Source organism: Klebsiella sp. PK18, from assembly GCF_057784655.1.
Map to the genome: position 1 here is coordinate 1,677,886 of NZ_CM173493.1, position 25,814 is coordinate 1,703,699.

The window sequence follows — 25,814 nt, forward strand, 5'->3', positions numbered from 1 at the left end:
TTATTCGCTTACCGGTTGAGAGGAGTGACGCGAAAAACGCAACCGCAGACGGTCAAAGAAAAGATAGACCACCGGCGTGGTGTAGAGCGTTAACAGCTGGCTCATCACCAGACCGCCGACGATGGTGATCCCCAGCGGCTGGCGCAGCTCAGAGCCATCGCCCCCGGAGAGCACCAGCGGCAGGGCGCCGAACAGCGCCGCCAGGGTGGTCATCATAATCGGCCGGAAACGCAGCAGGCAGGCCTGGAAAATCGCCTCTTCCGGCGCCAGATTGCCGGTGCGCTGCGCCTCAAGGGCAAAATCGACCATCATGATGGCGTTTTTCTTCACGATGCCAATTAATAACATGATCCCGATAAGGGCGATTAGGCTGAACGGGGCATCGAATATCTCCAGCGCCAGCAGGGCGCCCACTCCGGCGGAGGGCAGCGTCGAGAGGATGGTCAACGGATGCACATAGCTCTCATACAGCATCCCCAGCACGATATAGACCGTGGCGATGGCCGCGAGGATCAGGATCACCTGCGCGTTCATGGTCTGCTGAAAGACCTGAGCGGTACCGGCAAAGGAGCCGCGCACGCTCGACGGCACCCCGAGCTGGGTCATCGTGCGGTTAATGGCGTCGCTGGCTTCCGACAGCGAGCGGCCGGTGGGCAGGTTAAAGGAGATAGTGGACGCCGCCGACAGCCCCTGGTGGTTCACCGACAGCGGGGCGTTGGCCGGCTGCCATTTGGCGAAATAGGCCAGCGGGATCGGCTTGCCCTCGCTATTGATAACAAACATCTTGTCGAGGGCGCTGACGTCCTGGGTGTAGGCCGGATCCACCTCCATCACCACCTTGTACTGGTTGAGCGGCTGGTAGATGGTGGAGATTTGCCGCTGGCCGAAGGCGTTGTTCAGCAGGTTGTTGGCGTCCTGGACGCTGATGCCGAGGCGCGACATCGTGTCCCGGTCATAGACCAGGTCCATTTCGGCGCCATTGTCCTGCTGATCCGAGTTGACGTCCGCCAGCTCAGGCAGCGCCGCCAGTGCTTTGCGGATCTTCGGCTCCCACTCGCGCAGCGCCGACAGGTCGTCGGACAGCAGGGTGTACTGATAGCTGGCGTTCGACTGCCGGCCGCCGACGCGAATATCCTGCACCGCCATCAGGAACAGGTTGGCCCCGGGCTCGTTGGCCAGCTTTTTGCGCAGCCGGTCGATCACCTGCTGCGCCGTCTCGTGGCGCTGGTCGCGTGACTTGAGGGTGATAAACATCATCCCGCTGTTGACCCGCGAGCCGCCGGTAAAGCCGGTGACGTTATCCACCGCCGGATCTTCACGAATGATCTTCATAAAGTCCTGCAGCTTGCCGCGCATCGCCTGGAAGGAGATGCTCTGGTCGGCCTGAATGCCGCCCATCAGCACCCCGGTGTCCTGCTCCGGAAAGAAGGTTTTCGGGATCGAAATGTAGAGCCAGACGCTGAGGGCGATGGTGCCGAGCACCACCAGGCCGGTCAGCCGGCTGTGCCTGAGCACCCATTTTAACGATTTCCCATAGCCGCCCTGCACGGCCACCAGCAGGCGGCCAAAGCCGCGGTTGCGCGTCGGCTGGTGGGGCTTACCGCTTTTCAGCAGCCAGCCGCACATCATCGGCGTCAGGGTGAGGGACACCGCCAGCGAGATGCCGATCGCCACCGACAGGGTGACGGCGAACTCGCGCAGCAGGCGGCCGGGCAGGCCGCCCATCAGCAGCAGCGGCAGAAACACCGCCACCAGCGACAGGCTCATCGACAGCACGGTAAAGCCGACTTCGCGGCTCCCCTGCAGCGCCGCCTGCAGAGGTTTCATCCCCGCTTCCAGATGGCGGGAGATATTCTCCAGCACCACGATAGCGTCATCCACCACGAAGCCGGTGGCGATGGTCAGAGCCATCAGCGACAGGTTATTGAGGCTGAAGCCGCACAAATACATCGCGGCGAAGGTGCCGATTAAGGAAACCGGGACGGCGACGGCCGGGATCAGCGTGGCGCGCCCCGAGCGCAGGAACAGGAATACCACGAGGATCACCAGCGCCACCGATATCACCAGCGTCTGCTCCACCTCCTCCAGCGAAGCACGGATGGTCGGCGAGCGGTCCTGGGCGATCTGCAGGTCGATAGCCGCCGGAATGGTCTGCTGCAGCTCCGGCAGGCGGGCGCGGATGCTGTCCACTGTCTGGATAATATTGGCTTCCGGCAGTTTGCGGATCATCAGCAGGATCGCCGGTTTGGCGTTGGTCATCCCGGCGTTGCGCACGTCCTGCACCGAATCTGAGACGGTGGCGACATCCCCCAGTCGCACTGCGGCGCCATTCTGGTAGTGGACGATCAGCGGCTGATAGTCGGCGGCGGTCTTCAGCTCATCGTTGGTCTGCACCTGCCAGCGGTGCGCGCTGTCCTCCAGCGCCCCCTGCGGTTTGCGCACGTTAGCGTCGCTGATGGCGGTGCGCACCGCGTCCAGCGACACGCCCTGGTTGAACAGCGCCTGCGGGTTGAGGTCGACGCGCACCGCCGGCAGGGAGCTGCCGCCGACGTCGACATCACCCACGCCGTCGATCTGCGCGATGGTCTGCGCCAGCTGGGTGGAGGCGAAATCATACAGCTCACCCTGGGAGTAGGTGTCCGAGGTCAGCGTCAGGATCATGATCGGCGCATCCGACGGGTTGGCTTTGCGGTAGGTCGGCCGGCTGGGCATCCCGCTCGGCAGCAGGCTTTGCGCGGCGTTGATCGCCGCCTGAACGTCGCGCGCCGCGCCGTTGATATCGCGGTCGAAGTTAAACTCAAGAATGATGCGCGTACTGCCCAGCGAACTGGAGGAGGTCATCTCATTGACCCCGGCAATCCGTCCCAGGGAGCGTTCCAGCGGGGTGGCCACCGATGAGGCCATGGTCTCCGGGGAGGCCCCCGGCAGCGAGGCGCTAACCATGATCACCGGGAAGTCCACCTGCGGCAGCGGGGCTACCGGCAGCAGCCGGAAGCCGAGAATGCCGCACAGGGTGATGGCCAGCGAGATGAGGATCGTCGCCACCGGGCGGTAAATGAAGAGGGCGAAAAACTTCACTTACGCCTCCTCTTCCTGACGCGGGAAGCGGCGCTTCAGGTGCAGCGACAGGCGGTCGAACAGCAGATAGATCACCGGGGTGGTGAACAGGGTCAGCACCTGGCTGAGCATCAGACCGCCGACCATGCCGATCCCCAGCGGACGCCGCAGCTCCGCGCCGACGCCGGTGCTCAGCATCAGCGGCAGGGCGCCGAGCAGGGCGGCGAGGGTCGTCATCAGGATCGGCCGAAAACGCAGCAGGCAGGCCTGGTAGATCGCTTCCCGCGGCGGCATGCCCTGCTCGCGTTCGGCGGCCAGCGCGAAGTCGATCATCATGATGGCGTTCTTCTTCACGATGCCGATCAGCAGAATGATGCCGATGATGGCGATCACATCCAGCTCGCTGCCCGCCAGCCACAGCGCCAGTAGCGCCCCGACCCCGGCGGTGGGCAGGGTGGAGAGGATCGTGATCGGATGGATAAAGCTTTCATACAGCACCCCCAGCACGATATACATCGCCACCACCGCGGCGACCACCAGCCAGACGGTGCTGCCGAGCGCCGACTGGAAGGCCAGCGAGCTACCCTGGAACTGGGTGCGGATATCGGTCGGGAAATCCAGCGACTGTTCGGCGGCGAGGATCGCGTCCACCGCTTCGCCCAGCGAATAGTTGTCCGGGACGTTAAACGAGATGGTAGTCACCGGGAACTGATCGAGGTGGTTCACCGACAGCGGGGTAAAGCGCTGCTCCACCGTGGCGATGGCGGTCAGCGGCACGATGCCGCCGTCGCTGCTGGTCAGGCGGATATTATCCAGCGCCGCCAGGCCCGGCGTCGCCTCGGTATCCTGCTCGAGCACCACGCGATACTGATTCGCCTGAGTGTAAATGGTGGAGATCAGCCGCTGGCCGAAGGCGTTGTACAGCGCGTTATCGACATCGGCCATTGAGATGCCGAGGCGGCTGGCGCTGTCGCGATCCACCTTGATATAGGCGGCCAGGCCTTTGTCCTGCCAGTCGCTGCTGACGTCGGCCAGCTGCGGCTGGGCCTGCAGGCGGCTGAGCAGCGGCGGCACCCAGGTGCTCAGCGCCTCGAGGGAGTTTGCCTGCAGGGTGAACTGGTACTGGGTGCGGCTCACCGTGGTGTCGATGGTCAGATCCTGGGTCGGCTGCAGGTAGAGCGCCACGCCCGGGACGCCGTCCACCGCCTGCTGCAGGCGGCTAATCACCGTCTGGACGCGGTCATCGCGTTCATCCAGCGGCTTGAGGTTGATCTGCAGACGGGCGCTGTTCAGCGCCGGGTTGGTGCCGTCGACGCCGACGAACGAGGTCAGGCTCTCCACGGCCGGATCCTTAAGGATAATGCTGGCCACCTGCCGCTGGCGCTCGGCCATGCTGGCGAAAGAGACCGACTGCGGCGCCTGGAGGGTGCCCTGAATAATGCCGTTATCCTGGATCGGGAAGAAGCCTTTCGGGATAAAGACCCACAGGATTATCGACAGCGCCAGGGTGCTCAGCGCGACGCCGAGCGTCAGCCACGGATGGTTCAGCACCCGGCCCAGCCAGCGGCCATAGACGGCGATCACCCGTTCGAAGAAACGCTCGCTGGCCCGGGAGAAACGGTTCTGCTTGCGCAGCGATTCGTGGCTTAACATGCGGGCGCACATCATCGGCGTCAGAGTCAGGGAGACCACCGCTGAGATAAGAATAGCGACGGCAAGGGTGACGGCGAATTCGCGGAACAGACGGCCGACGATATCGCCCATAAACAGCAGCGGGATCAGCACCGCGATCAGCGAGAAGGTGAGGGAGATAATGGTGAAGCCGATTTCCCCGGCGCCTTTCAGCGCGGCGGCCAGCGGCTTCTCGCCTTTTTCGATATAGCGCGAGATGTTCTCGATCACCACGATGGCATCATCCACCACAAAGCCGGTGGCGATGGTCAGGGCCATCAGCGTCAGGTTGTTGATCGAGAAGTCGAGGAACACCATCACCGCGAAAGTGCCCACCAGCGACAGCGGCACCGCGACGCCGGGAATAATGGTCGCCGGGACGTTGCGCAGGAACAGATAGATGATCATCACCACCAGGGCGATGGCCAGCATCAGCTCAAACTGGGTGTCGCGCACCGAGGCGCGAATGTTGGTGGTCCGGTCGGAGAGGACCTGCACCTTCACCGATTTCGGCAGGCTCTCGGTGAGCTGCGGCAGCATCTGGCGAATGCTGTCGGCGGTGTCGATGATGTTGGCCCCCGGCTGACGCTGAACGTTCATCACGATGGCCCGCTGCTGGTTGGCCCACGCCCCGAGCCAGCTGTTTTCGGCCCCTTGTTCGACGCTGGCGACATCGCCGAGACGGATCGGCGCCCCGTTCTGATAAGCGATAATCAGCCGGCGATAATCCTCAGCGGACTGCATCTGATCGTTAGCGGAAAGCGTCACCGCGCGGGCCGGGCCGTCGAGGCTGCCTTTCGCCGAGTTAACGTTGGCGCTGGTGATAGCGGTGCGCACGGTTTCGCTGGTCAGGCCGAGGGCGGCGATGGCCTGGGCGTTAAGCTTCACCCGCACCGCCGGGCGCTGACCGCCGGCGAGGGTCACCAGACCGACGCCGGAAACCTGGGAGATCTTCTGCGCCACCCGGGTCTCCACCATGTCCTCTACCTGGGTCATCGGGATCGCGGAGGAGGTGACGGCGAGGGTCATGATCGGCGGATCCGCCGGGTTCACCTTGCTGTACACCGGCGGGTTGGGCAGATCGCTCGGCAGCAGGTTGGTGGCGGCGTTAATGGCCGCCTGCACTTCCTGCTCGGCGACGTCCAGCGGCAGGGTCAGCTGGAACTGCAGCGTGACTACCGAGGCGCCGCCAGAGCTTTGCGACGACATCTGCTTAAGGCCGGACATCTGGCCGAACTGGCGCTCCAGCGGGGCGGTGATAGCGGAGGTCACCACATCCGGGCTGGCGCCCGGATAGAGGGTAACCACCTGAATGGTCGGGTAATCGACTTCCGGCAGAGCGGAGACCGGCAGGAAGCGGTAGCCGATGATCCCGGCTAACAGGATCGCCACCATCAGCAAAGTGGTGGCGACCGGACGCATAATAAACAGCCGGGACGGGCCGCCGGTGCGGCCTGGGGGTAACACCTGCATCAGGAACGCGCTCCGTGTTTACCGCTCTGGCGTGGAGCGGGCTGCGCCTGCTCGCTGCCGCTGGCGGTGACAACTTCCACCTTCGCCCCCTCGGTCAGGCGGTCAATCCCGTCGGTGACCACGCGATCCCCGGCGGAAAGCCCGGCGCTGATGACCACTTTCTGGCTGTCCTGGATGCCGGGCGTCACGCTGTGTTTGCTGACCTTATTCTCATCGTTCAGCACCCACACAAAATGCCCTTCGTTGCCCATCTGCAGGGCGGCGGCGGGGATCACCACCGCGTTCTCTTCGGTATCCACCAGCAGGCGGGCGTTAACGAACTGGTTGGGGAACAGCGCGTCGTCCAGATTGCTGAAGCGCGCCTTCAGCTTAATGGTCCCGGTGGTGGCATCGATCTGGTTGTCGAGACTCAGCAGCTCGCCGACGCTGATTTTCTGCTTATTGGTGCGATCCCAGGCTTCGACGCTGAGCGCTTTGCCCGCTTTCTGCGCCTGCACCACCGTGGCGATGCTGTTTTCCGGCAGGGTGAAGACCACATCAATCGGGTGCGTCTGGGTGAGAACCACAATCCCGGTGGTATCTCCGCTGGAGATCTGGTTGCCAATATCCACCTGCTTTAAGCCGACGCGGCCGTCAATCGGCGCGGTGATGCGGGTCCAGTCGAGCTGCAGCTGGGCGCTGGCGACGGCGGCTTCATCGGCCTTTACGGTGCCAGCGGATTCCACCACCAGCGACTGCTGGGTGTCGAGCTCCTGGCGGGAGACGAGGTTGGTTTTCACCAGCTGCTGGTAACGGGCGAGATCGCGGCGGGCGTTCGCCAGGGTGGCGTTATCTTTCGCCAGCTGACCCTGCGCCTGGGCGAGGGCGACTTTAAACTGGCTGGGGTCGATCTGCGCCAGCAGATCGCCGGCTTTGACCTGCTGTCCCTCCTGGAAGTGAAGGCTCAGCAGCTGGCCGTCGACCCGGCTGCGCACGGTCACGGTATTGGCCGCCGTCACGGTACCCAGCCCGGTGAGATAGCGTGGCACCGCTTGTTCGGTCGCGGTCGCCGCCTGCACCGGCGCCAGCGCGCCGCCGAAACGGCCATGACGCGCGCCGCCCGGCCCCTGCGGGCCTTGTCCTGCTGCGGGAGCGCTGCTGCCGCTCGTGCCACGATCGTGCCAGAACCAGTAGGCGGCTCCGGCGATAATCACTACCGCCAGCGCGGCGCCCCAACGACGTATGTTACTGCCTTTCATTAGTTTACGGTCTCATCCTGAAGCGTTTCGCTGAATGATACTAGTTTAGTGAGGGAAGGGGCCGTAAAAATGGAGGAATTATGAAAAGAAGGTTGAGAAATGTCTGGATAACCGCCGCGACGCCGGGCGGTCTCGTTGGAGATTTCCGGGGTGATATCAACTTTTAGTTTAAAAAAGTAAAAAATAGTTGTATCCGGGAGGGCTTTAATTAGATTTATGCGGTGAATAAATCTGTGCATTTTCATAATAATAACATATGCACTTAAAAATCAACGTGTTAAATAATCAGGGGTCATTGTTGTGGCAAACGCAAACAAACTCACGCTCTTCATCGTCATTTTTATGCTGATGGGGATCCTCTCCGGCGCGGCTATCCATGCCTACGCGACGCCGACCACCATCTCCGCCTGGGCGGACAACATTACGCTGCTGACCGATCTGTTTCTGCGGTTGATCAAAATGGTCATCGCGCCGTTGGTGTTCAGCACCCTGACGGTCGGCATTATGCGTCTCGGCGAGACGGCGACCATTGGCCGGGTAGGCGGGAAGGCGATGGTGTGGTTCATCACCTCCTCGGTATTATCCATTCTCGTCGGGCTGGTGATCGTCACCTTCCAGCACCCGGGCGCCGGGTTAAACCTGGCGGTGCCGAAAGAGGCGGTGGATACCGGCCTGGCGGTCAGCGGCATGAGCCTGAAAGGATTCCTGTCGCACACTATCCCCACCAGCATCACCGAGGCGATGGCCAACAACGAGATCCTGCAGATTGTGGTGTTCTCGATGTTCTTTGGCATCGCCGGCGCGTCGCTGGGCGAGAAGTTTAATGCCCCGCTGGTGGCGGCCCTCAATGTGGTGTCGCACATTATGCTGAAGGTGACGGGCTATGTGATGTACGTTGCGCCGCTGGCTATCTTCGCCGCCATTTCGTCGGTGATTGCCTCCCAGGGGCTGGGGATCTTGCTCAACTACGCTTCGTTCATCGGCGGTTACTACCTGGCGGTGCTGTTGACCAGCGCGGTGCTGATTGCCGTTGGTTATATGGTGCTGAAGAAAGAGGTCTTCCGTCTGCTGAACATGCTGAAGGACCCGGTGCTGGTGGCGTTTACCACCAGCAGCTCCGAAGCGGCCTATCCGAAGACCCTTGAGCGGCTGGTGAAGTTTGGCTGCTCGCGTAATATCGTCTCGTTCGTCCTGCCGATTGGCTACTCATTCAACCTCGTGGGCTCGATGGTCTACTGCTCCTTCGCCGCGATGTTTATCGCTCAGGCCTATAACGTACCACTGAGCTTTAGCGAGATTACGGTCATGATGCTGACCCTGATGCTGGCCTCGAAAGGCATCGCCGGGGTGCCGCGCTCGGCGCTGGTGGTGCTGGCGGCCACGATCCCCAGCTTCAATATTCCGGTTGCCGGGATCCTGCTGCTGATGGGTATCGACCATTTCCTCGACATGGGGCGCTCCGCCATCAACGTGTTGGGTAACGGCATTGCCACCGCCATGCTGTCGAAAAACGAAGGTCTGCTGACCGACGAGGAAGCACAGCCGGACTGGGAAGCCGAGAAAGCGGAAGCCTGATCCTGCCGCGCCCTTTCACAGAGGGCGCCATTCCGCACGGAAAAAAAGACCCCTGACAGGCACGTCAGGGGTAATGTGACGAAGTATCAGTTTTCCTCGTAACTAGTCTTTTTTCTTATATAAAAACGCGCGGTAACGTCTTTATACCGAGGAAGCGTCAGAGTTTAACGTTATGTTCGGCAGCGCTGGCGCTTTTTTAGCATCCTGCAGCTATTTTCGGATTCCAGACAATATCACTACGGGAATATCTTATTCTCTTCTGTTCGCTATTTGCCTACCAGCGCTCACGTAACAGATTCATAAACTGGAAAAAGTCATGATTATTATTCAGGCTGTATTTTTCCATAATCTTATTCTTATGGTAAGCGGCGGTGCGGGGACTGACGCGCTGCAGGGCGGCGATTTTACTCATGTCCAGCCCTTCAAGAATACCGTGCACCACAGCGGTCTGCGACCGCGACAGGACACGATGCGGGCAGCTTGCGCAGCTCAGTTCCCGGCTCGTGGCGTCAGTGGCCGACGGGTCCATACAATGCTGTAGTTCGCTTTTAATGATCGCCAGCAGTTGTGGAATACTGGCCGTTTTCAGCGAGACAAAAATGACTCCTTTCAGGCAATTAATCATGAAATCGTCTTCCGGCAGCTGGTCGTAGCTGTGGAGGATAATCAGGGAGCTGCCTTTTTTTCTGTTTTTAATCAGGGTATTGCACAGATAGATTTCACCAGGGATCACTTCGCATATAATAATATCTTCGTCTGACAGGTCGTTATTGCGCCAGGAGAAACGGGCCCGCATCTCGTCCCGGGAGAGATCATTAACCATGGCGACCAGCGATTCACGTACAAAGGTGTTGCGGGTATTGATGGTGACATTAATGTTTCTCATGGCGTTATTTCCTTATGCAAAACATAACGCCATGCTGTGACAAATCCTCCGGGCGTATGCGGTGTGTTGATTTTATAAACGTACCTGTAATCGTTTTTAATTATTATAAAGTGAATTATTTACGACGCGTCGAACGCTTATCGTTAAACGTAAACTTCTGCCGTCTCCTGTCTTTTAGATAGGAAATAAAACTGTATACAGAGATGCTGAAGAAAAATATGCATAGCAATAATATTAACCACGTTTGCATGGCCATCGTTTTTACCTTGTTTGTGCTGCATGGTGTCAGAATTTACCGCGAACGGCTATTACGTTTTGTTATATGTTTTCCTGTCCACTGAAAATCATACGACATCATCCTGATGTGCTAGCACTATAAGAAAGTTCTTAAGCGCGTCGTCAGTCTCATTCCTCTCATTTCTCTCAGAAAATGAGAAAAATTAACACTTGCGAGTTATTCACACCCCGCGCAGCGGCCAGATCGCGCTTTCGATCAGGAAATAAACGCCAGTCCTTTGCCAAAGATCGCTCGTACGGGCAGGTGGATCCCTTGCTGGCGCGCCTTATGGCGCAGGCGGCTAATCACCACGTCGATGCGGTGCAGGTCAGGCTCGCTGTCGTGGGAAAACAGGCAGGCATGGAGATCCAGCTTACTGCACACCTCGTTGCGATTGCGCATTAACAGCTCCACCAGACGGTACTCCTGCTGGGTTAACTCCAGCGTCCGGGCATCGGGAGAAATCAGTTTATCCTCATGCAGACGCCACAGTCCGGTGGCGGCGGATGACGCGGTGCCGGGCGCCTCTGACGGAAGGGCGGCGGGTCGATCCTGCTGCAGGCGGGCGCCAAGGGCGGTGAGGGTCTCCGCAAGGTGGGCGAAGTTAACCGGCTTAATCAGGTAAGCATCGGCCCCAAGGCTGAGCGCCTGCAGTTTATCCTGCTGCTGGCCGCGGGCGCTGACCACCACCAGACCGTAGTGCCCCAGCTCATGCAGGTAGCTCAGCACGCTGAAGCCATCTTCCCCGGGCAGGCCGATATCAATCAGCACGATGTCCACCGGATGGCTGTGCAGTTGTCGCCAGAAGGCTTCGGCGCTGCGCGAGCCCCACACCTCGAAGCCGCGATAGCCCAGCCAGGCCAGCAGTTCATCCAGCAGATCGGCGTTATCTTCAATTATCGCCAGCCGTAAAGCCATACGTCGTTCTCCTCTTAAGCAACTGTCGGGAGGGTGAGAATAAAGGTGCAGCCGTCCGGGCCATGCTCGGCCAGCCACAGTTTGCCATCATGAGCCTGCACGATCTGACGCGCAACATACAGTCCGAGACCGGTGCCGCCCGGCACCGGCGACGTGTGCTCGCCGCGGCGGTAGCGCTCAAAGATCAGTTCCGCTTGCCCGTCGGGCAGGCCCGGGCCGTGGTCGCGAATGCGCAGCTCGGTATGCCCGGCTTCGGAGCGGATATCGATGGCGATTTCACCGGGGGGCGAATACTTCACCGCGTTATCCAGCAGATTGGCGATGGCGATGCACAGCAGGCCGGCATCGGCCTGCAGCTGCGGGCTTTCCACCGCGCCGTAATGGCGGATGTTCAGGTAATGGTCGTGGGAGATGGCCACCACCGAGGCGGCCATGTTGATCACCGACAGCAGGGCGATCTGCTGGCGATCGACGTGCAGGTCGTGTGAGGCGAGCCGGGCGTCGGCGAGGCAGTTATCGGTGAGCTGCACCAGACGGGTGGCGGCGCGCCCGATGCGATCGAAGCGCGCCTCCTGGCTGGCCGAGGCGGCCGAGAGGCGGAGATTTTCCAGCGCTGCCTGGATCACCGCCAGCGGCGTGCGGAATTCGTGCGCTACCATGCCCATAAACTGTCGCTGATGGAAGCTGGCTTCACGCTCAATCTGCAGCTCACGCGCCAGGCGCTGCTTCTGCTCCAGCTGGCGGTTTTCAGCGCGCACCCGCAGGATGGCAATGATCAGCACCGTAATGATGTGGACGATCAGCGCATACTGCCAGAGGGAATAGATCGCCATATGGAACGGGATTATCCCGTGGATCGACAACTGCACCAGCACCGCGGCGGCGACGTAGAACGGCGGCAGCAGACCCAGCAGCAGGGTGTTACGGTCGATAGCTTTTTTGCGCCACAGCCACCAGGAGGTGAACAGCAGCACCGGGGTGATAATGATGAAGATCACCCCTTCAATCTGCATCGCGAAGCCGTAAAACCCCAGTGGAATGCTGCACTGCAGCACCAGGTTGAGCACCACCGCGGCGATCAGTAGCTGATGAAGCCGCGGCATATTCTTCTTCAAATCAAAAATCTCGCTGTGCAGCCAGAGGGCGGTGGCATAGCTGAACAGGGAGAGGCTGCTGATCATAAAGTCCTGGAACGGCAGCGCCGCGTGGCCGAAAAACCACTCCGGGAAGCCGTGCAGGGCGGCCACCAGCGGATAATTGAGCGAGAAAAGACAGATGCCCCACAGCAGACGCCGGCGCAGGGCTAGCGCCAGCCACAGCGCCACGCCGCTGGCGACGGCGGCCAGGCCGAAGTAGAAGCTCCAGAAAGCGGTGTCGGCGGTCGCCCGCTGCACAAATTCCTGCGGCGAAGAGAGCGAGGCCAGCAGGATCAGGGTGCTGGTGCTGTGCAGGCGAAAGACCACCTCATAGCCAGCGGCGGTTGGCGGCGGGGGGATAATCAGCACGCTTTCCCGGTAGTGCAGGTCGCTCTCGCGGGCGACGTCGCGGTCGCCAAAGGTGCGCTGTTCCCAGGGGGCATCGCTGCCCAGAGGTCGGTAGTAAATGGTCAGATGGTCGACAAAAGAGGGGCCCAGCTGCAGCCAGCGCGGCTCCCCGGCAAACCACGTTCCCGGCAGCTCGCTGCGCAGCCACCAGGTTTTTCGCGAATAACCAAAGGAGGGGATCTGCCGGGTGGTGGCGAGCTGGTCTGTGGGCAGGGCGGCGAAGCGATCGATGGTCATCTGGCCGCTGGCGTCCGCGTACCACTGGACCGGAATATCAATGCCCATCTGGCGCGTCGCCGCCTGCGCCTGTGGGGCGACCAGCAGCAAGAGTAATCCATAGCTGAGCAGCCAGCCTGCCAGGAACCGCGGCCGGCAACGCCGGACCGCTGCGAAGATCGCAGACACCCTTTTCAATCACGCCCCCTTGCGGCATGCCAACGATACAGACCGCAGACATCTGGCTACGGTATGGATAATACGCCCCCGGAAGTGGGGTAGAGTGGACAGGCCTGTCCGGACGAACAGGCCATTTTGCGTGGGAGACCAGGAATATTCCAGCGTAATCTGCAGCGCCACGATCAGGACAGACCTGCTGCGCGGCGGCGGTGGGCTGGGGTTAGCGGAAAACCACCTGCGCCCAGCGGGCCAGCCCGGCGGTTACCGAGCCAAAATCATCGCCACCGGCCAGCGGAATACCCGGCAGCTGGGCGGTCAGCGCCTTTTTGATCAGCGGCGAGCGGGCGCTGCCGCCGGTAAGATAGATCACGTCCGGGGTGGTCTGGCTGCTGTCGAGCGCGAGCTGCACCTGTTCCATAATGCGGGTCAACGGTTGATCCAGCGCGGCTTCCAGACCCTGCTGGGCGATGGCGGTGGCCAGCTCGTCCTGAATAAACGGCAGCGCGGTTTCGACGCTGGCGGCGCTGGAGAGGGCGATTTTGCTCTCTTCGGCGCTGCGCACCAGACGATAGCTGAGACGCTGGCGCCAGACCTTCAGCAGCAGAGCCACCTTGTCGGCATCCCGGGCGCTGCGCAGCAGATCGTTAAGCAGACGGCCGTTGGCGGTGCTGTAGAAATCGCTCTGTGCTGGCACGTCGTTGATGGCCACCGCGTTCCACCACGGGAGGATCGGCAGCGCGGTGCCTTTCTCCGTTTCGCCGCCCATGCCGAGGAGGGGCATCAGGCATTTGAAGGCCAGGGCAATGTCGAGGTCGTTGCCGCCGATGCGGCAGCCGCTGTGGCCGAGCAGGCTCTGCTGGCGGTCGGCGCGCTCCCGCCACTGCGGGCCCATCAATAGCAAGGAACAGTCGGTGGTCCCACCGCCGATATCGACGACCAGCACCCGCTTTTCTTCATTGAGGGTCGCTTCGAAATCGAGCCCGGCGGCAACCGGTTCAAACTGGAAGACCACATCGCGGAAACCGGCGCGGAGAGCCGCCCGCTCAAGGATCCCCTGCGCCTGGGCGTTCGCGTCGTCGCCGCCGAGGCCCTGGAAGTTAATCGGTCGGCCAATCACCGCCTGGTCGATCTGCTCGGGCAGCTGGCTCTCAGCCTGCAGTTTGATGTGCAGCATCATGGCGCAGACCAGGTCTTCAAACAGGGCCACCTGCTGCGGCTTCAGCCCGCTGGCGCCGAGGAAGGATTTTGGCGATTTAACGAAGTAGACCTCTTCCGGATCTTCAACATACTGATGCAGCGAGGCGAGACCGAACTGCACGCTGTTGCGCAGCACCTCGATGTCTTCGTCGCGGTTGGCGGCAATGGCCCGGCGCAGCAGCGCCTGGTTTTCATCGCTGTGGGTGGGGACGTCATGATGGCGATAGAGCCACTCGCTGACCGCTTCGCGCGTTGGCGCGCAGAGCATCGAGGGCAGCAGCGCGCTGCCGTTTTCCAGTGTCAACAGCTGAGGGGTGTTTTCCCGCATCACGGCCACCGAACAGTTGGCGGTGCCGTAGTCAAAACCAATAAACATCGTCTGCAAAATCCCCATGCCGGTGAAGAAGGGGGGCGACTTTAGCGGATCGTCGCCAAGCCGACAACTGGAATTTAAAAGCAAGGCGCTGACGGTCAAGGGCGACTATCATTGAAACGCTATATAAAGGAGAGCTTATGGTGCTGTTACCCTGGACCCCGCCTTACGACTGGGCGTGGATGGTTGGTTTTCTGAAGGCGCGTGCCGTCGCCGGCGTCGAGCGCTTTGATGAAGGAGGCTATAGTCGCAGCTTTGGCGTTGAAGGGCATCGCGGGCTGATTCATCTGGCGCCGGACGAAGAGGCGCAGGGCCTGCGGGTGACCCTCTCCCCGGGGCTGCAACCGGTGGCGGAGATCTGCTATGCGCGAATTGGCCAGCTGTTTGATTTAGCCTGCGACCCGCGGCAGGTCGCCGGGGCGTTGGGCTTTCTGGCCCAGGCGCGGCCGGGGCTGCGCCTGCCGGGGGCGCTGGATGCCTTCGAACAGGCGGTGCGGGCGGTGCTGGGCCAGCTGGTGAGCGTGGCGATGGCCGCCCGGCTCACTGCCAAAGTGGCGGCTGGCTGGGGCGAACCGCTGACGGACGCGCGCGGCTATGTGTTATTCCCGACGCCAGAGGCGCTGTCCCGGGCCGACCCGCAGGCACTGAAGGCGCTGGGAATGCCGCTTCGGCGCGCGGAGGCGCTGATCCACCTCGCCCGGGCGGCGCTCAGCGGCGAGCTGCCCCTGACGGCGCCAGCGGACATCGACGCCGGGCTGCGTCAACTGCAGAGCCTGCCCGGGATTGGCCGCTGGACGGCAAACTACTTTGCTCTGCGCGGCTGGCAGGCGAAAGATATCTTTTTGCCGGATGATTACCTGATTAAACAGCGCTTTCCGGGAATGACCCCGGCCGCCATCGCTCGCTATGCCCGTCGCTGGCAGCCGATGCGATCGTATGCGCTGTTGCATATCTGGTATACCGACGACTGGATCCCGGCGGCGGAATAGCCGTCCGGGGCGCATACCACTGGTATCGGGACGCTGAAATCCCTATAATTGCCGCGTTTGGCGGTCCGCCGCCACCCTCCATCTCTATCCAGGTTAATCAGGTCGCAAAAATTTATGACTGATATGTCCCATCAGTGCGTCATTGTAGGTATCGCCGGCGCATCGGCTTCTGGCAAAAGTCTTATTGCCAGTACTCTCTATCGCGAATTGCGTGAACAAGTTGGCGACGAACATATTGGCGTCATTCCGGAAGACAGCTATTACAAAGATCAAAGTCATCTGTCGATGGAAGAGCGCGTCAAAACCAACTATGACCACCCGAGCTCAATGGACCACAGTCTGTTGTTCCAGCACCTGCAGATGCTGAAAAGCGGCCAGCCGATTGAACTGCCGGTCTATAGCTACGTCGAGCATACCCGCACCCCGAACACCATTCACGTCGAGCCGAAGAAGGTGATCATTCTTGAAGGGATCCTGCTGCTGACCGACGCGCGCCTGCGTAACGAGCTTAACTTCTCTATTTTCGTCGACACCCCGCTCGATATTTGCCTGATGCGCCGTATTAAGCGCGACGTTAACGAGCGCGGCCGCTCCATGGACTCGGTGATGGCCCAGTACCAGAAGACTGTGCGCCCGATGTTCCTGCAGTTTATTGAACCGTCGAAGCAGTATGCCGACATCATCGTGCCGCGCGGCGGCAAAAACCGCATCGCGATTGATATTCTGAAGGCCAAAATCAGTCAGTTCTTTGAATAACCTGGCCGAATTGTGTAACGTGCAAAGAGTAGCCCTGTTGCCCTCTCCGCCGCGAAGCGTGCGGGAAGCAGCCTTATAAGGAGAAAGCCCATGCGTCTGTGTGACCGAGATATCGAAGCCTGGTTGGATGAAGGGCGACTCGCCATCAATCCGCGCCCACCCGTTGAGCGTATTAATGGCGCGACGGTTGATGTACGGCTGGGTAATAAATTCCGCACCTTCCGCGGCCACACGGCGCCGTTTATCGATTTAAGCGGTCCGAAGGCCGAGGTCAGCGCCGCGCTGGACCGCGTGATGAGCGAAGAGATTGTCCTGCCGGAAGGGGAGGCCTTTTTCCTGCATCCGGGCGAACTGGCGCTGGCGGTGACCTATGAGTCAGTCACCCTGCCTGCCGATCTGGTGGGCTGGCTGGACGGACGCTCCTCACTGGCGCGGCTGGGGCTGATGGTGCACGTTACCGCGCACCGCATCGACCCGGGCTGGTCCGGCTGCATCGTGCTTGAGTTCTACAACTCCGGCAAACTGCCGCTGGCGCTGCGCCCGGGAATGCCTATCGGCGCGCTAAGCTTTGAGCCATTATCGGGCCCGGCGGCCCGGCCGTATAACCGCCGTGAAGACGCCAAATATCGCGACCAGCAGGGCGCGGTGGCGAGCCGAATCGACAAGGATTGATAACGTCAACGGGGTGTTGCTGAGGGTGCCATGAGACGAATACTGACAACGCTGATGATCCTGCTGGCGGTCATTGTCGCCGGGCTTACCTCGTTGGTATTGCTGGTCAATCCCAACGATTTTCGCGCCTATATGGTGCATGAGGTGGCAGAGCGCAGCGGTTATCAGCTTGAACTCGATGGCCCGCTGCGCTGGCATGTCTGGCCGCAGCTCAGCATTCTCAGCGGACGCATGACGCTGACCGCCCGGGGCGCTGAAGAGCCGGTGATCCGCGCCGACAACATGCGCCTCGACGTGGCGCTGCTGCCGTTGCTGTCGCACCAGCTGCAGGTGAAGCAGGTGATGCTCAAGGGGGCGGTGATCCAGCTGACTCCGAAAACCGAAGCGGTTCGCGATAGCGCTGCGCCGGTGGTGCCGCATGACAACACCCTGCCGCAGGCCCCGGAGGACCGCGGGTGGTCCTACGACGTGCGCCAGCTGCAGGTGGCCGACAGCGTGCTCTTCTTCCAGCATGAGAACGGCGAGCAGGTCACTGTGCGTGATATCCGCCTGCAAATGGAGCAGGATGAGAATCACCGGGCCACCGTCGACTTCTCCGGCCGGATCAACCGCGACCAGCGCGACCTGGCGTTGAGCTTCTCCGCTACCGTGCAGGGCGGCGACTATCCCCACTCCTTAAAAGCCGACTTTAGCCAGCTAAGCTGGCAGCTGCGCGGCGCCGAGCTGCCTCCTGATGGCATTAATGGCCAGGGCAGCCTGCAGGCCAGCTGGCAGGAAGATGGCAAAACTCTGCGCTTTGACAACCTGAATCTGATGGCCAGCGGCAGCACCCTTACCGGCAACGGCAGCGTGGTGCTGGGGGATCGCCCGGACTGGTCGCTGGATCTCCACGCGACCACCCTGAATCTCGACAGCCTGCTGGCGCCCTCCTCGCCAGCGACCGACAGCAGCGCCAGCCAGCAGGGCCAGAGCCAGACGCGACCGCTGCGTCCGGTAATCGCCGACAGCGATGAGCGCGAAGATTACCAGAGCCTGCGCGGCTTTAACGGCCGGATGGCCCTGAGCGCCGACCAGTTGCAGTGGCGTGGCCTGAACTTCACCCAGGTGCAGAGCGAAATCAGCAACCAGCAGGGGCTGCTGACGGTCAGCAAAATGCAGGGCAACCTCGACGGCGGGCAGCTCTCTCTCCCCGGCACTCTGGATGCCCGAGGCGACACGCCGCACGCGACGTTCCAGCCGGCGCTGCAGAATGTGGAGATCGGTTCGCTGATCAAAGCCTTTAACTATTCATTAAACCTGACCGGCAAGCTGTCGCTGACCGGCGAGTTTTCCGGAACGCGCATTGACGCGGATGATTTCCGCCGTCACTGGCAGGGGCAGGCCCAGCTGCAGATGGCCGATACCCGTACCGAGGGGTTGAATTTCCAGCAGCTGGTGCAGCAGGCCGTGGAGCGCAGCACCAACGTGCGGGCGCAGGAGAATTACGACAATGCCACCCGCCTGGATTCCGTGAGCAGCCAACTGATGCTGGATAACGGGGTGGTGACGCTGAACCGCCTGCAGGGGCAGTCCGACGTGATGGCGATGACCGGCGAAGGTCAGCTTGATCTGCAGAAAGAGAACTGCGATATGCGCTTTAACGTGCGCGTGCTCGGCGGCTGGAAAGGGGAGGGCAAACTTATCGACCGCCTGAAACAGACCGCCATCCCGCTGCGCATCTACGGCGACTGGCAGTCGCTGAGCTACAGCCTGCAGGTCGATCAAATCCTGCGCAAACAGCTACAGGATGAAGCGAAGCAGCGCCTCAACGACTGGGTTGAGCGTAATAAAGGCAGCAAAGAGAGCAAAGACGCCAAAAAACTGCTTGATAAGCTGTAATCTCCACCACCGCGGCCCGGGCCTTCCGGGCTGTGAGATTGTCGTCAGAGGGTGATGTCATGTTGATGCCGGGTGGCGGCTACGCCTGACCCGGCCTGGGTTGTGCGCTGGGGGTAATCCCCCGGTTTATGTCGCCATCCCGTAGGCCTGATAAGCGCAGCGCCATCAGGCATGGGTTTGATTATCCATCCCACCGCCCGGGATACCCCGGGCCGTTTTATGCCTGACGATTACACCTCATAATCCAGCTTATCCTGCTTTACCGGCGGGACGATCTGCACCTTTTGCACCCGATGGCTGTCGACCTGCAGCGTGCGCAGCGTATAGCCGTCAATCTCAATGGTCTCCCCCACCTGCGGCACATGCTGCAGATATTCCATCAGCAGACCGGCGACGGTGTGGTACTCCCGTTTATCATCCAGCGGCAGCGGAACGTACTGCACCAGATCCTCCAGCGGCATATGGCCGTTAACCGTCCACGAACCGTCCTGATGATGCTGAATATCGTGCCGGGCATCGATCTCCTCCACCTCGTTAGGCAGATTACCGGCGATGGTCTCCATCACGTCGCTCAGGGTCACAATCCCCTCGACGGAACCAAACTCATCGACCACAAAGGCGAAGTGGGTGCGGGCCTGACGGAACTGCTCAAGCGCGGAGAGGAGCGGTAACCCCTCCGGAAAGACTAACGGCTGCCGCACCAGCACCTGCAGGTCCAGCGGCTCCTGGCGCAGGGACTGCTGGAGCAGGTCAATAACATGAACCACCCCCAGCAGGTCTTCATTATCTTTCCCGCCGGTCACCACCAGCCGGGTGTGCTGATTTTTCTCCACCAGGCTGCGGATCTCTTCCTCCGGCGCGCTGAGGTTGATGCGCTCGATATCATGGCGCGACGTCATAATACTGCTGACGCTGCGCTGATTAAGGTTCAGCACCCGCTCAATCATCAACCGTTCCTGCGGATTAAACAAAGGATGATGGTCCTGATCAGCTACCAGCGACGCCGTGTCAGCATCCAGTTCAGCTTTTTCCTTCTGGCCGCTCAGCAGGTTCATCACCGCCTCGGTGGTGCGCTGACGCAGCGTCATATTGGCCGACAGGAAGCGACGGCGGTTAAACAGCGCCAGCTGATTAAGGGCTTCAATCATGACCGAGAAGCCAATCGCCGCGTACAGATAGCCTTTTGGAATAATAAAGCTGAAGCCTTCAGCAATCAGGCTGAAGCCGATCATCAGCAGGAAGCTCAGACAGAGGATGACAATGGTCGGGTGGCTGTTAACGAAGCGCGTCAGGGCCTTGCTGGCCATCAGCATCAGGCTGATGGCGATGATCACCGCGGCCATCATCACCGCCAGGTGGTCGACCATGCCGACGGCAGTGATCACCGAGTCGAGCGAAAAGATGGCGTCGAGCACCACGATCTGCGCCACCACGGCCCAGAATTTCGCCCCTCTGCGCTGGGTGGGATTATCGCTGTCCTTCCCCTCCAGCCGTTCGTTGAGTTCGACGGTGGCTTTAAACAGCAGGAATAAGCCGCCGAACAGCATAATTAAATCGCGGGCGCTGAAGCTGAAGTCGTGAAAAACAATCAGCGGTTTGGTCAGGGTCACCAGCCAGGAGATAGAGGCCAGCAGCAGCAGACGCATGACCATTGCCAGCAGCAGACCGGTGATACGAGCGCGGTCGCGCTGGGCGGGCGGCAGCTTTTCGGCGAGGATAGCGATGAAAACCAGGTTATCGATACCCAACACCAGTTCGATAACCACCAGCGTGACGAGACCTGCCCAGATTGACGGATCGGCAATCCATTCCATATGTATTAAAACCTGTACGACTGCGGTATGTGTTACCACGATCATGGATAAGATGAGTCTAAAATGCAATAACGACGCGGATATCACTCCGCCAGGGGTGGATATATTTCCAGCAAATTAAGAGAACAGAAAAGAATTATGTTCCAGAAAAGATCAGCGGAAAAATAACAATATGGCGGAACGCGCTGGAATAAGCTTGCTGATATCAGAACCATAACCCGCTGCGTTCTGCCCGGCGCAAAAGCGCGGGCAGTCCCGTCGTTCTCCACGGTAGGCACCCTTCCTCATCCCCGGGTGAAGTGCGAAGCCCGCTCACAAAATCGGCATAATTCACATCATGAAGTGAGCGCAGAATAGCGCCGATCGCAGTTCTCTGCCGTGGTTTCCGGTTATTATCCTGCCATATCTGGCTGTTTGTGCTGAAATATATTGCCTGGTGAAATTAATTATCTATATCTATTCTTTCCGGACACATGGGCGCCGCAGCCTGCAGCTGGCAGGGTCTGCGTACCAAAGGCCGCGGTGTAGGGGCCTTGCGGCGACATCGCGCTGTGCAGGGAAGCGGGCCGCTGAATATCCTGATGGAGAATAAGATTATTCTCACTTCAAACTGTTGGTAAAAGGAAGTTGTGTGTATTCTTTTAGGTGACAGTGAATTTAAGAATTTGGCGGGCAGATGCCCGGGCAGTATCCGTGTATTATCAGTTCCAATGGATTTGTGACATGTACAATTTTGCAAAACTGCGTGTTTTGCAACCAAACAGGTGAAGATGAATATGGCGAATTTGAAAGCGGTTATTCCGGTCGCAGGACTAGGCATGCATATGCTGCCGGCCACAAAGGCAATTCCTAAGGAGATGCTGCCGATCGTTGATAAGCCAATGATTCAGTACATTGTTGACGAAATCGTCGCCGCCGGGATCAAAGAGATTGTCCTGGTGACGCACTCCTCGAAGAATGCAGTGGAAAACCACTTTGATACCTCCTACGAGCTGGAAGCCCTGCTTGAACAGCGCGTGAAGCGCCAGCTGCTGGCGGAAGTCCAGGCCATTTGCCCTCCGGGCGTAACCATCATGAACGTGCGCCAGGCGCAGCCGCTGGGTCTGGGCCACTCCATCCTCTGCGCCCGCCCGGTAGTCGGGGACAACCCGTTTGTGGTGGTGCTGCCGGATATCATTCTCGACGGCGGCACCGCGGACCCGCTGCGCTATAACCTCGCCGCCATGGTCGCCCGCTTTAACGAGACCGGCCGCAGCCAGGTGCTGGCGAAACGCATGCCGGGGGATCTCTCCGAATACTCCGTTATCCAGACCAAAGAGCCCATGGTGGCGGAAGGGCAGGTGGCGCGTATCGTTGAGTTCATTGAAAAACCGGACGAACCTCAGACCCTGGACTCCGACCTGATGGCAGTGGGCCGCTACGTGCTGTCGGCAGATATCTGGGCTGAACTTGAACGAACCCAGCCGGGCGCCTGGGGCCGTATCCAGCTAACCGACGCCATTGCCGAACTGGCGAAGAAGCAGTCCGTTGACGCGATGCTGATGACCGGTGAAAGCTATGACTGCGGTAAAAAAATGGGCTACATGCAGGCCTTCGTCACCTACGGAATGCGTAACCTGAAAGAAGGCGCCAAATTCCGCGAAAGCATTAAAAAACTGCTGGCCTGACAGCTGGTGTGAAGATGAGCGGCAGGGCAAAGGCTTTCGCCACGCCGCTCATAACGTTATGCAGAAATTATTCATAACGTGAATGTTATAACGATTGTAAAGAAACGTATGGCTTCGGAGACTTCTGGTAGTTTGTCTCTGGCCTCTGTGGTGCAATGGTCGGAGTAGCGGCAATAATGCTTTGTGAATAGTCACTTAGTGCGACAATTCTTAAAGCGCAGGGAAAGCGGTCAACGTCAGCCAAAAATAAAACTTGACTGCGATCATGTTTCCGCTTTAAACATCTCACTTGCATGCATAAAAATGTGAAATGAATTGGCATGCGAGCTGGTACAGACATTACGGATAATCCCTGAGCACGGCAGTGGACATCATCGAAGGATCACAGGTATATGAACTGGCAACTCATCTCATTTTTTGGCGATAGCACCGTTTTGCTGCCCAGCGCAGCGGCGCTGTTTATTGTCCTGATGCTGCGTAAAACGTCACGGTTGCTGGCGTGGCAGTGGAGTTTGCTGTTCGGCATCACCGGCGCCATCGTCTGCGCCTCCAAACTGGCCTTTATGGGCTGGGGTCTGGGAATTCGCGAGCTGGATTACACCGGCTTCAGCGGCCACTCAGCGCTCTCCGCAGCCTTCTGGCCTATCTTCCTGTGGCTGCTTAGCGCTCGTTTTTCCACGGGTTTGCAAAAAGCAGCCGTCGCCACCGGCTATATTCTGGCCGCTGTGGTGGGTTATTCACGGTTGGTCATCCATGCGCATTCCGTCTCGGAAGTGATCGCTGGCCTGCTGCTCGGCGCTGCTGGCAGCGCTTTGTTCCTGTTGTTGCAAAAAAGTACCACCCATTCGAAAAGCGTGAGTATTTCGAAGGGGGGCGTCGCGTGTCTGGTGATGGTCCCGCTTATCCTGTTGCATAGCGGCAATAAAGCGCCGACTCAGTCCCTGCTGGGGCAAATTGCCACCGCAGTAGGACCGCTGGATAAACCCTTTACGCGTACCGATCTGCATAAGCAGGCCTGGTAATCGCCATTTGTTTTATAGGGGAAATTAAGTTTTCGCCGGTTAATTAGACAAATAAGAAAATAATCTACTATATGCCAGTCAATTGATAATTCATATTTATGAAATAATGCAGTGCTACTACATTGTTATTGTCAATTTGCGTGGATATAGCCGTGGTCAGACGTTTCTTAAATGCGTTCAGAAAGCACCTGTTCCACGTTGGATGAATAATCCTGCATCGAGAAACTATTAGAAATTGTAGTTGACTGTCGCGTCATCATCTGATTTTGAAATGACGTAAGCGTGATGAAAAAGGTCTTTTTTTACAGAGAGTTATCTGTGTCTGTAGCGGTATGGCTGCGCCAGGCAGATGTTTGGTAGATACGAGCAATAAATAATCTTTATTGGCGAACCGCTTATTTTTCGCCAATAAAACAGCGGATGGGATTAATTGGCAGATATTCGGCATCAAGACTCCCAATTGTGACCGAAATCCCGTAGACTTAACGCCGCAAAAAATAAAGGCCTGACCAATTTATCACCCACAGGCCGATTAAATACGCCGTTCAGGTAGTCAGTGCGCTGGTAGCTGTTAAGCCAGGGGCGGTAGCGTCGCTGAAACTACCTGCTGCTGTGCACATATCTTCTCTGAACGGCTATAACAATCGATGCACTTTGGGTGATTGACGCCATAAGATATCTATCAAGCTCATCAGATATCCTCATAAAGGGGTCAGGCGCGGCTGCTGATATCGCCTGTACACCAACTTTCCCGTCTCATCGATAGCCTGTACGGTAAAATTCGCCTACATTGTGAGCTGGGTGGATGTGATAAGGATTACGAGCAGCTTAGGGTAACTGTACTTGCCTCGCCGGTGTTGCACAGTGAAGTCAGCTGGTGCCGCGAGCGCTTTCTATCTTAGTATTCCCCTCATTCTCATTGAGATACGACAGCGGGGCTGAAAATGGATCTTGTACAATGATAAAAATTGCGCGCATTGCCGTGACATTGGGCTTGCTTTCCTCACTGGGAGCCCAGGCTTACGCGGCCGGGTTAGTAGTAAATGATAATGATCTCCGTAACGACCTCGCCTGGCTTTCCGATCGCGGGGTCATCCATCTGAGCCTGTCGACCTGGCCACTGAGCCAGGAAGAGATCGCCCGGGCACTAAAAAAGGCCAAACCTTCCTATTCTTCCGAGCAAGTGGTGCTGGCTCGAATTAACCAGCGACTGTCTGCTTTAAAAGCCGATTTCCGGGTCACCGGCTACACCTCAACCGACCAGCCGGGCACTCCGCAGGGGTTTGGCCAGACGCAGCCAGCAGATAACTCGTTAGGCCTGGCGTTTAACAACAGCGGCGAATGGTGGGATGTCCACCTACAGGGTAACGTCGAAGGGGGGGAGCGGATCAGTAACGGCTCGCGCTTCAACGCCAACGGCGCCTACGGTGCGGTGAAATTCTGGAACCAGTGGCTCTCCTTTGGCCAGGTACCGCAGTGGTGGGGACCGGGTTATGAAGGAAGCCTGATCCGCGGGGATGCGATGCGACCGATGACCGGTTTTCTGATGCAGCGAGCCGAGCAGGCGGCGCCGGAAACCTGGTGGCTGCGCTGGGTAGGCCCGTGGCAGTACCAGATCTCCGCCAGCCAGATGAATCAATATACCGCGGTACCTCATGCCAAAATTATCGGCGGTCGTTTTACATTCACGCCGTTCCAGTCATTAGAATTAGGCGCGTCGCGCATTATGCAGTGGGGGGGGGAAGGCCGACCGGAATCCTTCAGCAGTTTCTGGGATGGCTTCACTGGCCATGACAATACCGGAACGGATAACGAACCTGGTAACCAGCTGGCCGGATTTGACTTTAAGTTTAAACTCGAGCCAACTCTCGGCTGGCCGGTGAGCTTCTACGGACAGATGATCGGCGAAGATGAGTCAGGTTATCTGCCTTCGGCCAATATGTATCTGGGCGGTGTGGAAGGCCACCACAGCTGGGGTAAGGATGCTGTTAACTGGTACCTGGAAGCACATGACACGCGCACCAATATGAGCCGAACCAATTACAGTTATACGCATCATATCTATAAGGATGGCTACTATCAGCAGGGTTATCCGCTGGGTGACGCAATGGGCGGGGATGGTCAACTCGTTGCCGGTAAAGTTGAGCTTATTACGGAGGATAACCAGCGCTGGAGCACGCGTTTAGTATACGCGAAGGTTAACCCGGAGAATCAGTCGATCAACAAAGCGTTCCCTCATGCGGATACTCTAAAAGGTGTACAGCTGGGCTGGAGCGGCGATGTTTATCAGTCGGTCCGCTTGAATACTTCACTGTGGTACACCAACGCTAACAACAGCGACAGCGATGACGTTGGGGCCAGCGCAGGGATAGAGATACCATTTAGTTTATAAGGCTGAATGCTGAAAACAG

At 59.1% G+C, this 25,814-nt stretch carries 16 protein-coding genes and 2 pseudogenes; 8 read left to right on the forward strand and 10 right to left on the reverse strand.

Features of this window, described 5'->3' with window-relative positions:
• The 3 genes from mdtC to AC3EMD_RS08200 are packed head-to-tail and all read right to left on the reverse strand — an operon-like array spanning position 1 to position 7,439.
• On the reverse strand, positions 1–3,078 hold the full coding sequence (gene mdtC / locus AC3EMD_RS08190; RefSeq protein ID WP_008804079.1) for a multidrug efflux RND transporter permease subunit MdtC: 3,078 nt from the start codon (positions 3,076–3,078) through the stop codon (positions 1–3).
• A complete protein-coding gene (locus tag AC3EMD_RS08195) occupies positions 3,079–6,201 on the reverse strand; it encodes an MdtB/MuxB family multidrug efflux RND transporter permease subunit (RefSeq protein ID WP_049152700.1) in 3,123 nt (1,040 codons plus the stop codon).
• The gene (locus tag AC3EMD_RS08200; RefSeq protein WP_012541067.1) at positions 6,201–7,439 is read right to left on the reverse strand and encodes an MdtA/MuxA family multidrug efflux RND transporter periplasmic adaptor subunit; all 1,239 of its coding nucleotides are present in this window, start codon (positions 7,437–7,439) and stop codon (positions 6,201–6,203) included. The genes AC3EMD_RS08195 and AC3EMD_RS08200 overlap by 1 nt, the downstream gene beginning before the upstream one ends.
• 300 nt (positions 7,440–7,739) lie before the next feature.
• On the opposite strand from AC3EMD_RS08200, the gene AC3EMD_RS08205 reads away from it, so the two are divergent.
• Positions 7,740–9,014 carry a dicarboxylate/amino acid:cation symporter gene (locus tag AC3EMD_RS08205; protein ID WP_008804082.1) on the forward strand — a complete coding sequence of 425 codons (1,275 nt, stop codon included), beginning with the start codon at positions 7,740–7,742 and terminating at the stop codon, positions 9,012–9,014.
• A 274-nt stretch (positions 9,015–9,288) separates the two neighbouring features.
• Here AC3EMD_RS08205 and AC3EMD_RS08210 read toward each other — a convergent pair whose 3' ends face one another.
• From AC3EMD_RS08210 to yegD, 5 genes are all read right to left on the reverse strand, one after another.
• The gene (locus AC3EMD_RS08210) at positions 9,289–9,900 is read right to left on the reverse strand and encodes a helix-turn-helix transcriptional regulator (protein ID WP_023297970.1); all 612 of its coding nucleotides are present in this window, start codon (positions 9,898–9,900) and stop codon (positions 9,289–9,291) included.
• Positions 9,901–10,015: 115 nt separating this feature from the next.
• Entirely contained in the window at positions 10,016–10,156 is a 141-nt protein-coding gene (locus AC3EMD_RS08215; protein ID WP_046621842.1) for a small membrane protein, read from the reverse strand.
• Between the two features lie 237 nt (positions 10,157–10,393).
• Positions 10,394–11,095 (reverse strand): response regulator transcription factor, encoded by a 702-nt coding sequence (locus AC3EMD_RS08220; protein ID WP_012541069.1) that lies wholly within the window; start codon positions 11,093–11,095, stop codon positions 10,394–10,396.
• Between the two features lie 14 nt (positions 11,096–11,109).
• Complete coding sequence (locus tag AC3EMD_RS08225; protein ID WP_302074178.1) at positions 11,110–12,966, reverse strand: sensor histidine kinase; 1,857 nt, start codon at positions 12,964–12,966, stop codon at positions 11,110–11,112.
• Positions 12,967–13,255: 289 nt separating this feature from the next.
• Entirely contained in the window at positions 13,256–14,608 is a 1,353-nt protein-coding gene (gene yegD / locus AC3EMD_RS08230; protein WP_016531337.1) for a molecular chaperone, read from the reverse strand.
• Positions 14,609–14,745: 137 nt separating this feature from the next.
• Here yegD and alkA point away from each other — a divergent pair, with 137 nt between their 5' ends.
• The 4 genes from alkA (at position 14,746) to asmA (ending at position 18,900) form a co-directional block, all read left to right on the forward strand.
• Entirely contained in the window at positions 14,746–15,594 is an 849-nt protein-coding gene (gene alkA, locus AC3EMD_RS08235; RefSeq protein WP_302074023.1) for a DNA-3-methyladenine glycosylase 2, read from the forward strand.
• Positions 15,595–15,708: 114 nt separating this feature from the next.
• Positions 15,709–16,350, forward strand: a complete 642-nt coding sequence (gene udk / locus AC3EMD_RS08240) for a uridine kinase (protein WP_002912442.1) — start codon at positions 15,709–15,711, stop codon at positions 16,348–16,350.
• A 90-nt stretch (positions 16,351–16,440) separates the two neighbouring features.
• Entirely contained in the window at positions 16,441–17,022 is a 582-nt protein-coding gene (dcd, locus tag AC3EMD_RS08245) for a dCTP deaminase (RefSeq protein ID WP_004151145.1), read from the forward strand.
• Positions 17,023–17,052: 30 nt separating this feature from the next.
• Positions 17,053–18,900 (forward strand): outer membrane assembly protein AsmA, encoded by a 1,848-nt coding sequence (asmA, locus tag AC3EMD_RS08250; protein WP_302074024.1) that lies wholly within the window; start codon positions 17,053–17,055, stop codon positions 18,898–18,900.
• A 230-nt stretch (positions 18,901–19,130) separates the two neighbouring features.
• Here the strand turns inward: asmA and AC3EMD_RS08255 are convergent, their stop codons facing one another.
• Positions 19,131–20,714, reverse strand: a complete 1,584-nt coding sequence (locus AC3EMD_RS08255; protein WP_302074025.1) for a TerC family protein — start codon at positions 20,712–20,714, stop codon at positions 19,131–19,133.
• 770 nt (positions 20,715–21,484) lie between these two features.
• On the opposite strand from AC3EMD_RS08255, the pseudogene galF reads away from it, so the two are divergent.
• Both galF and AC3EMD_RS08265 read left to right on the forward strand, forming a co-directional pair.
• A pseudogene (gene galF / locus AC3EMD_RS08260) lies at positions 21,485–22,458 on the forward strand (GalU regulator GalF).
• A gap of 315 nt (positions 22,459–22,773) precedes the next feature.
• On the forward strand, positions 22,774–23,403 hold the full coding sequence (locus tag AC3EMD_RS08265) for a phosphatase PAP2 family protein (protein WP_167341195.1): 630 nt from the start codon (positions 22,774–22,776) through the stop codon (positions 23,401–23,403).
• A gap of 545 nt (positions 23,404–23,948) precedes the next feature.
• Here AC3EMD_RS08265 and AC3EMD_RS08270 read toward each other — a convergent pair.
• A pseudogene (locus AC3EMD_RS08270) lies at positions 23,949–24,029 on the reverse strand (hypothetical protein); the annotation flags it as partial.
• Between the two features lie 332 nt (positions 24,030–24,361).
• Between AC3EMD_RS08270 and AC3EMD_RS08275 the strand changes: the two are divergent.
• Entirely contained in the window at positions 24,362–25,795 is a 1,434-nt protein-coding gene (locus AC3EMD_RS08275) for a capsule assembly Wzi family protein (RefSeq protein WP_167341196.1), read from the forward strand.
• Positions 25,796–25,814: the final 19 nt, after the last annotated feature.

Bases quoted from the DNA above. Each gene is read 5' to 3' on its own strand.
- yegD (WP_016531337.1), bottom strand. From the start codon at position 14,608: ATGTTTATTGGTTTTGACTACGGCACCGCCAACTGTTCGGTGGCCGTG.
- AC3EMD_RS08220 (WP_012541069.1), bottom strand. From the start codon at position 11,095: ATGGCTTTACGGCTGGCGATAATTGAAGATAACGCCGATCTGCTGGAT.
- AC3EMD_RS08275 (WP_167341196.1), top strand. From the start codon at position 24,362: ATGATAAAAATTGCGCGCATTGCCGTGACATTGGGCTTGCTTTCCTCA.
- asmA (WP_302074024.1), top strand. From the start codon at position 17,053: ATGAGACGAATACTGACAACGCTGATGATCCTGCTGGCGGTCATTGTC.
- AC3EMD_RS08200 (WP_012541067.1), bottom strand. From the start codon at position 7,439: ATGAAAGGCAGTAACATACGTCGTTGGGGCGCCGCGCTGGCGGTAGTG.
- udk (WP_002912442.1), top strand. From the start codon at position 15,709: ATGACTGATATGTCCCATCAGTGCGTCATTGTAGGTATCGCCGGCGCA.
- alkA (WP_302074023.1), top strand. From the start codon at position 14,746: ATGGTGCTGTTACCCTGGACCCCGCCTTACGACTGGGCGTGGATGGTT.
- dcd (WP_004151145.1), top strand. From the start codon at position 16,441: ATGCGTCTGTGTGACCGAGATATCGAAGCCTGGTTGGATGAAGGGCGA.
- AC3EMD_RS08265 (WP_167341195.1), top strand. From the start codon at position 22,774: ATGAACTGGCAACTCATCTCATTTTTTGGCGATAGCACCGTTTTGCTG.
- AC3EMD_RS08215 (WP_046621842.1), bottom strand. From the start codon at position 10,156: ATGGCCATGCAAACGTGGTTAATATTATTGCTATGCATATTTTTCTTC.
- AC3EMD_RS08255 (WP_302074025.1), bottom strand. From the start codon at position 20,714: ATGGAATGGATTGCCGATCCGTCAATCTGGGCAGGTCTCGTCACGCTG.
- AC3EMD_RS08210 (WP_023297970.1), bottom strand. From the start codon at position 9,900: ATGAGAAACATTAATGTCACCATCAATACCCGCAACACCTTTGTACGT.
- AC3EMD_RS08195 (WP_049152700.1), bottom strand. From the start codon at position 6,201: ATGCAGGTGTTACCCCCAGGCCGCACCGGCGGCCCGTCCCGGCTGTTT.